The organism is Pseudomonas sp. GOM7, from assembly GCF_026723825.1.
GTDB lineage: Bacteria > Pseudomonadota > Gammaproteobacteria > Pseudomonadales > Pseudomonadaceae > Aquipseudomonas.
Genome location: NZ_CP113519.1, coordinates 2,779,287 through 2,787,322 on the forward strand (window position 1 = coordinate 2,779,287; position 8,036 = coordinate 2,787,322).

An 8,036-nucleotide genomic window follows, 5' to 3' on the forward strand; every position below is an offset into this window, starting at 1 on the left:
TTCGCCCAGGTCATCCACCGAGAGGGTCAGCGGGTAGTTGCTGCGCTCCTGGTTACTCAGCAGCTCGACGCCCTCCCAGGCCGCCTGAAGCTGGGCCTGATCCGCGGCCTGGGCGATGGCGCTGTGGCGGTAATTGAACAAGGTATTGAACAGCGGCGCCGGTGCCGCGACGCCGCTGCAGCGCTGGGCGACGGCCAGCGGCGCGTGCTCGTGGGCAAGCAACTGGCTGAGGCGCTGGTGCGTGGCCTTGACGGCCTGGCGCAGCGGGCGCCGGTCGATATCCAGGCGCAGCGGCAAGGTGTTGATGAACATACCCAAGGCGCGGTCGGCCCCGGCACCGCCCTGCAGGCGGCCCATCAGCACGGTGCCGAACACCACGGCATCCTGGCCGCTGGCAGTACGCGCCACCAGGCCCCAGGCCAGGTGCAGCAGGCTCGCGGCACTCACGCCCAACAGGCGCGCCCGCTGGCGTACGCGCAGCGCCAGGTCATGTTCCAGAACCAGGCTGGCTTCTTCGACCTGGCCGCTGGTCGCCGCCGTGTACGCCAGGCTTGGCTGGTCGATATCGCTCAGCATTTGCCTGAAGAACGCCTCATGGGCGTCCTGGCTCAGGCCGGCGCGGGCCTGCGCCACGTAATTGCGATAAGCCTGCGGTGCCGGCAAGGTCGCGCCCTGCCCCTGCAATAGCGCCTGCATTTCTTCGCGCACGATTTCCAGCGCGGTGTGATCCAGCGCCAGGTGATGGAAACGCAGCAGCAAGGCCCAGTGGCCATGCTCGGCGTCCTGTGCGAAGGCCAGGCGCATCAGCGGTGCCTGGGACAGATCCAGGCGTTGCCGGGTGCTGTCGAACTGCGCACGCAATTGCTCGCTGGCAGGCCCTTGGCCCGCGATGGCGTCGAAGCTTTCTACCACCAGTTGCGCCTGGCGCCAGACCACCTGCACCGGGGCCTCCAGGCCCTGCCAGTGCACGCTGCTGCGCAGAATGTCATGGCGGTCGATGACCTGCTGCAAGGCCTGGGCAAAGGTCTCGATGCGCGCACGACTATCGACCTGGAACAGCGCCTGCAGCACATAGGTGTCCCCCTGCTCGGCACTCAGGTGATGGAACAGGATGCCTTCCTGCAGCGGCGCCAGAGGATAGATGTCCTGAATGTTCGCCGCGCCGCCCGGAATCTGCGCGGTGATGTGATCGATCTCGGCCTGTTGCAGCGTCACCAGAGGCAGCAACTCCGGGGTAATCAGGGTGCAGCCTTCGGGAATCAGGTTATCCGGCACCCGCACGTCGTGACTGCCGCCCAAGGCGGCGGCCAACGCTGCCAGCGTCGGCTGGCTGAACAGCACACGCACATCGGCACTCAAGCCCTGTTCGCGCATGCGCTCGACCAGACTCACCGCCAGCAGCGAGTGACCGCCCAGCTCGAAGAAGTTGTCGTGGCGACCCACCTGCTCCACGCCCAGCAGGGTCTGCCAGATCGTGGCCAGGGTGCATTCGGTGTCGGTCTGTGGGGCTTCATAGCCTCGGCTGATCAGCGCATCGGTACCCGGGATCGGCAGTGCCTTGCGATCCAGCTTGCCGTTGGGCGTCAGCGGCAGAGCGTCCAGATAGACATAGGCGGCCGGCACCATGTACTCCGGCAACTGGCCTTGCAGGTGTTCACGCAGGCTCTGGATATCCCGTTGCTCGGCACCGGTGTAGTACGCCACCAGGCGAAGATCGCCCGGCACATCCTCACGGGCCATGACCACCGCGTCCTGAACGCCCTCGCAACCCGCCAGGCGCGCTTCGATTTCGCCCAGCTCGATACGGAAACCACGGATCTTCACCTGGTCGTCGTTGCGGCCCAGGTATTCCAGATTGCCGTCCGGCAGCCAGCGCGCCAGGTCACCAGTGCGATACATACGCGCACCCGCTTCAGCGCTGAACGGATCGGCCAGGAAGCGCTCGGCGGTCAGATCGTCGCGGTTCAAATAGCCCCGTGCCACGCTGGCACCGCCAATGTACAACTCGCCGGCCACGCCCAAAGGCACCGGTTGGCGATGTGCATCGAGCAGGTAGAACTGCGTATTGCCCACCGGCTTGCCGATATGCGGCACGAAGCCATCGGCCCGATCCATGGCCACCCAACTGGAATAGGTGGTGGTTTCCGATGGGCCATAGAGATTGCACAGGCGCTGCACCGAGGTCTCGGCGAAGAGTTTCTCTACCAGCGAACCCTTCAAGGCTTCACCAGCGACGTTGACGGTATGCACGCCTTCGTTGAGGCCGCCGGATTCCAGCAGCGCCTTCAAGGCCGACGGTACGGTGTTGATCAGGCTGACATTCGCCTCGCGCGCCGCCAGGGCGTTCTCGACCACGTGCACGCAGCCGCCAGTGGTCAGCGGCGCAAAGCACTCGTAGACCGCCAGGTCGAAATTCAGCGAGGTAGAGAACAGCGTGTTCTGCAGCACTTCAGGCTCGAAGGCCTGCTGTGCCCAGGTGAGGAAGTTGACCGCGTTGCGATGCTCGATCATCACGCCCTTGGGCAAGCCGGTGGAGCCGGAGGTGTAGATCAGGTACGCCAGGTTGGACGAGGTCAGGCTTGGCACCACCGGGTTGCCCTGTACCTCGCAGATCCAGTCGAAGCTATCCAGATTTACCACCGATCGGTCGCCAAGCAGCGCCAGGGTGGCGTCCTGGCCAATCACCGCCGCTGGTTCGCTGTCTTGCAGCATGTAGGCGATACGTTCAGCCGGGTAATTGGGATCCAGCGGCACATAGGCACCGCCGGCCTTGAGTACGGCGAGCATCGCCACCAGCATCGAAGTACCGCGTTGCAGGCAAATACCGACGCGGGCATCCGGCACCACGCCCTGGGCAATTAGATGCTGGGCCAGTACGTTGGCGCGGGCGTTGAGTTCGGCATAGCTCAGGACGGTTTCGCCATGCACCACTGCCGATGCAGTCGGTGTGCGGGCTGCCTGTTCCTCGAACAGCCCCTGCAGGGTCTGCTGCTCGGGGTAGCTCATGGCCGTGGCATTGAACTGCTCCAGCAGCCGATCACGCTCCGCTGCGGGCACGATGGCCAGGGTATGCAGCGGCGCCTGTGGGCGCTGCTCCAGAGCCAGGGCCAGGCTGTGCAAGGCGGTTTGCAGGTAATCCACCACCTGCTGGGCATCGATGCCCGACTGGGCCAGGACGCCCAGCAACAGATCCTCACCCAGATCATCGACGTTCAGGGTCAAGGGATAGTGGGTGCGCTCCTCGCCAGCCACGCCTTCGATCCCGGCCCAGGCATTCTGGGCGGCCTGGCTGGCCTGGCCCGTGGCGCTGTGCCGGTAGTTGAGCAGCGCGTTGAACAGCGGCAGGCTGGCCGGTACGCCGCTGCAACGCTGCGCCAGGGCCAGCGAGGCGTGCTCGTGGGCGAGTAATTCGGTAAGCAGCCTGTGCGTGGCCTGGGCCCGCTCGGCCACAGCGCCACTGCCGGCGTCCAGGCACAGCGGCAAGGTATTGATGAACAACCCGATGGCACGGTCAGCGCCTTCGCCCGCCTGCAAACGGCCCATCAGAACGGTGCCGAACACCACCTCGTCGCGCCCGGCAAGCCGGCCCAGCACCAGGCCCCAGGCCAGGTGCAGCAGGCTGGCCAGGCTCACGCCCAACTGCCGGGACTGGCTGCGCAGTTGCCGGGCCAGTGCGGCCGGCAGCAACTGCCGTGCATGTTGCACCGGGTCGGCCTCGCTGACGACGCTGACCAGCCCGAACGGCAGCGTCGGCTCACTGATATGGCCCAGCATGCGGGTAAAGAAAGCTTCGTGTTCGGCGCCGCCGGCGCTGCGCCGCGCCTGGGCCACGTAGTTGCGATACGGCACGGAAGGCGCCAGTTGCGCCTGCTCGCCGAGCAGCCAGGCCTGCATTTCATGCTGCACGCTTTCCAGCGCCGCATGGTCGAGCACCATGTGATGGAACAGCAGGATGGCGACCCAGCGCTGCTGTTCCGGGTCGTGCGCCACCTTGAGCTGCAGCAGCGGCGCCGCGTGCAGGTCGAGGCGCAGGGTCTGCGGGTTCAGGCGCGCCTGCAACTGCGCCGCCACATCGCCCGCCGCCGGGTCTGCTTCGAGCTGTTCGACCGGTAGCTCTGCGTGGCGCAGCACCACCTGCACCGGGTGCTCGAGGCCTTCCCAGAACACCGCGCTGCGCAGGATGTCATGGCGGTCGATCACCGCCTGCAAGGCCTGGGTGAAGCGCTTCAGGCTGGCCTGGTCGGCGAGGCTGAACAGCGACTGCAACACATAGGGGTCACCCTGGCTGGCGGCTAGGTGGTGGTACAGCAACCCTTCCTGCAAGGGCGCCAGGGCGTAGATGTCCTGCACGTTGGCCACCCCGCCCGGCACCTGCGCCAGCAGGCGATCCAGGCTGGGCTGGCTGAGCTGCGCCAGGGGCAGCATGTCCGGGGTAATGTGCGTGCAACCCTCGCCAATGACATTGGCCGGCACACTGAAGGCCTGCTCTTCGCCTACCGCAGCGGCCAGCGCGGCCAGGGTCGGCTGACTGAACAGCACCCGTACATCGGCACGCAGGCCAGCCTGGCGCATGCGTTCCACCAGGCTCACGGCAAGCAGCGAGTGGCCGCCCAGCTCGAAGAAATGATCGAAGCGGCCCACTGCCTCGATGCCCAGCAACTCCTGCCAGAGGCCGGCCAGGGTCTGCTCGACCGGACCTTGTGGCGCCACATAGGCGCGGCTGGCAAAGGCCTCGGCCGCCGGGGCCGGCAAGGCACGGCGGTCGAGCTTGCCGTTGGCATTCAGCGGGAAGGCATCGAGCATGACGAAGGCGGCCGGCACCATGTAGTCGGCCAGGCGGCCCAGCAGCGCCTCACGCAGCCCTTGCGCCGTCGGCGTGGCGCCCGGATGGGCGATGACATAGGCCACCAGGCGTTTCTGCTCGCCGGGGGTGTCGCCCTGGCGCGCCACCACCACGGCATCGGCCACGCCTTCGCACTTGAGCAACTGGCTGACAATCTCGCCCAGCTCGATACGGAAACCGCGCAGCTTGATCTGCTCGTCGTTGCGCCCGTGATATTCCAGCACGCCGTCGGCACGCCAGCAGCCCAGGTCACCGGTGCGGTACAGGCGCGCGCCGGGCTCGCTGCTGAACGGGTCGGCGACAAACGCCTGCTCGGTCAGCTCCGGGCGGTTCAGGTAGCCCAGGGCGACGCCGTCGCCGCCGATGTACAGCTCGCCGACCACGCCAATTGGCGCCAGGCGCTGGTGGCGGTCAAGCACATAGACCTGGCCATTACCCACCGGGCGGCCGATGGGAATCGCCCCAGGGCCGACCGAATCGATTTTCCAGGTGGTGGAAAAGGTGGTGGCTTCGGTGGGGCCGTAGCCGTTGAGCAGGTGTTCAGGTGCACCATGCTCCAGAACCCCGGCGATCACCGCCGGATCCAGCACATCGCCGCCGACGATCAGGTAGCGCAGCCTGGCGAATACCGGGTACAACCCGGCGGCATACTGATGGAACAGCCCGGCGGTCAGCCATAGCACGCTCACCTCCTGCTCCTGCAGCAAGGCGGCGAAACGCTCGCGGGCCAGCAACACTGGTTGCGGCACCAGCACCAGGCACGCACCGTTGAGCAGCGCCGCCCAGGTTTCCAGGGTGCTGGCATCGAACGCCGGATTGGAGGCGAAGGCCACCCGGTCACTGCGGTGGAACTGCGCATAACCGTTGTTGAGCACCAGGCGAGTGATGCCACGGTGCGCGACCACTACCCCCTTGGGGGTGCCGGTGGAGCCGGAGGTGTACATCACATAGGCGCTGCTGCTGCCATCGCCCTGCGCTGCCAGGTTGCTGTCGTCACCCTCTTGCAGCAAGGCGTCATCCAGCACCAGGCAGCGCACGCCCTGGTTGGCCGACGTTGTGCTGGTACTGAGCAACAAGCGTGCCTGGCAGTCCGCGAGCATCGCCTGCACACGCTCGGCGGGGGCGTTGACATCCAGCGGCACGTAGGCTGCACCGCATTTGAGGACTGCCAGTTGGGCCACCAGCAGTTCGAAACTGCGCTCCAACGCCAGTGCCACGCGCTCGCCCGGTTCTACCCCTTCGGCCAGCAGGCGCCGCGCCAGGCGGTTGGCCCGGCTGTTGAGCGCCTGGTAACTGAGCACCACGCCATCGAGCAGCGCAGCCGGAGCCTCGGGCTGACGTCGTGCCCAGCCTTCAAACAGCGCCTGCACGCTGCTGTCACGCGGGTAGGCACGCGTGGTGTCGTTGAAGACATGCAATAGTTGCTGGCGTTCCTGAGCGGACAGGATGTCCAGTGCCTCGAGACCGGACTCGGGCTGCTGTTGCAGCGCAGCGGCCAGTTGCTCGAGGGCGTTGAGCAGATACCCGCCGATACGCTGGCTGCCGATACGGGCCAGGGCCAGCACGCTGATGATCATCTCGCTGCCCAGGTCATCCACCGACACGGTGATCGGGTAGTTGCTGCGCTCCTCGCCGCCGAGCACCTGCAGGCCCTGCCAGGCTTCACGGGCCTGGGCGCTGGCACTCTGCGCGGCGCTGCCGTGGCGATAGTTGAGCAGCGAACCGAACAACGGCGTAGGCGCGGCCACGCCGCTGCAACGCTGGGCCAGGGCCAGCGAGGCCTGTTCATGGCCGAGCAGCGCGGTCAGGCGTCGGTGCGTGGTCTTGACGCTGCCCGCCACACCCTCGCCGTCCAGGCGAATGCGCAGCGGCAAGGTATTGATGAACACCCCCAGCGCCTGTGCGGCGCCCTCGCCGCCCTGCAGGCGGCCCATCAGCACCGTGCCGAATACCACGTCATCGCGGCCGGTCAGGCGTCCGAGCACCTGGGCCCAGGCCAGGTGCACCAGGCTGGCACTGCTCACCCCATGATCGCGGGCCAGCCCGCGCAGGCGCTGCGCCAAGGATGTCGGCAACGGCAGCACGCTTTCTTCGATCGGCTCGTTGCTGCCCTGGGCGTCGGTCAGCCCGAACGGCAAGGTCGGCTCGTCGATGTCGCCGAGCATTTCGTGGAAGAACGCTTCATGACCCTGGCGCCCGCCGCGCTGCGCCATGTGCGCGACCTGGGCCACATGATTGCGGTAAGGCACTGCGGGCGGCAGGCTGGCTTCGGCGCCCAGCAGGAACGCCTGGGCTTCGGCCTGTACCCGCTCCAGCGCGGCGTGATCCAGCACCATGTGATGGAACGCCAGCAGCGCCACCCAGCGCCCGGCAGCCGGGTCATGTGCATAGGCCAGGCGCATCAGCGGTGCCTGTTGCAGGCTCATGCGGTAATGGCGGGTATCGAAGCGTTCGCGTAGCTGTGCCTCGATCGGCCCCTCTGCCGCGTCCAGGGCCACTTCCTCGACGGCCAGCTCCGCGCGTTGCCACACCACTTGCATGGGGGCATCCAGGCCTTCCCAGAGCAGCGCGGTGCGCAGGATGTCATGGCGGTCGATCACCGCCTGCAAGGCACGGGCAAACTGCTGCAGGCGTTCCAGGCTGTCGGCGGCCAGCAGCGTATGCAGGATGTAGGGGTCGCCCTGGGCGGCGGCCAGGTGGTGGTAGAGCATGCCTTCCTGCAGCGGGGCCAGCGGGTAGATGTCCTGCAGGTTGGCCGCACCGCCAGGCACCTGGGCCACGATCAGGTCGATCTGCTCCTGGGTCAGTTCGGCCAGCGGCAGCATGTCCGGGGTGATGCGAAACGCCGGGCTCAGCCAGTCGCCGCCGTGCTCTTCGACCAGTTCCAGCAAGCGCGGTTTGTGCAGACGCAGGCCTGCCACCAGCGCCTCGTCGAAGCCCTGGTCATCGCCGAGGATCACCAGGTCGCCATCCTCGTGCTGAAGGCGGATCGGGTGGCCGGAAATGGCTGCCATCAAGTCATTGAAGAGCATGGAAGTACCTGCGCTGTGAAAGTCCCTGGAAAATCGGCGGCATGCCCGATCAGTGGCGAAAAACTAAGGGATCGCCAGGGGGCTGTCTGTCACCGTAAGCCGGGACAAAAAAGCCACGCCGCAGGGGCGTGGCTTTTTCTCGGATGCCGCAGCAGGCGGAA

General features: G+C 66.7%; 1 protein-coding gene (only partly in view). It reads right to left on the bottom strand.

Translation table 11 applies throughout. From position 1 onward, the window contains the following. A protein-coding gene (locus OU800_RS12490; RefSeq protein WP_268177595.1) for a non-ribosomal peptide synthetase crosses the window boundary here: on the bottom strand, positions 1-7,875 show its beginning. The gene continues 22,872 nt to the left of window position 1, outside the view; only the first 7,875 of its 30,747 coding nucleotides appear in the window; its start codon is at positions 7,873-7,875; the stop codon falls past the left edge of the window. Positions 7,876-8,036 lie beyond the last annotated feature (161 nt).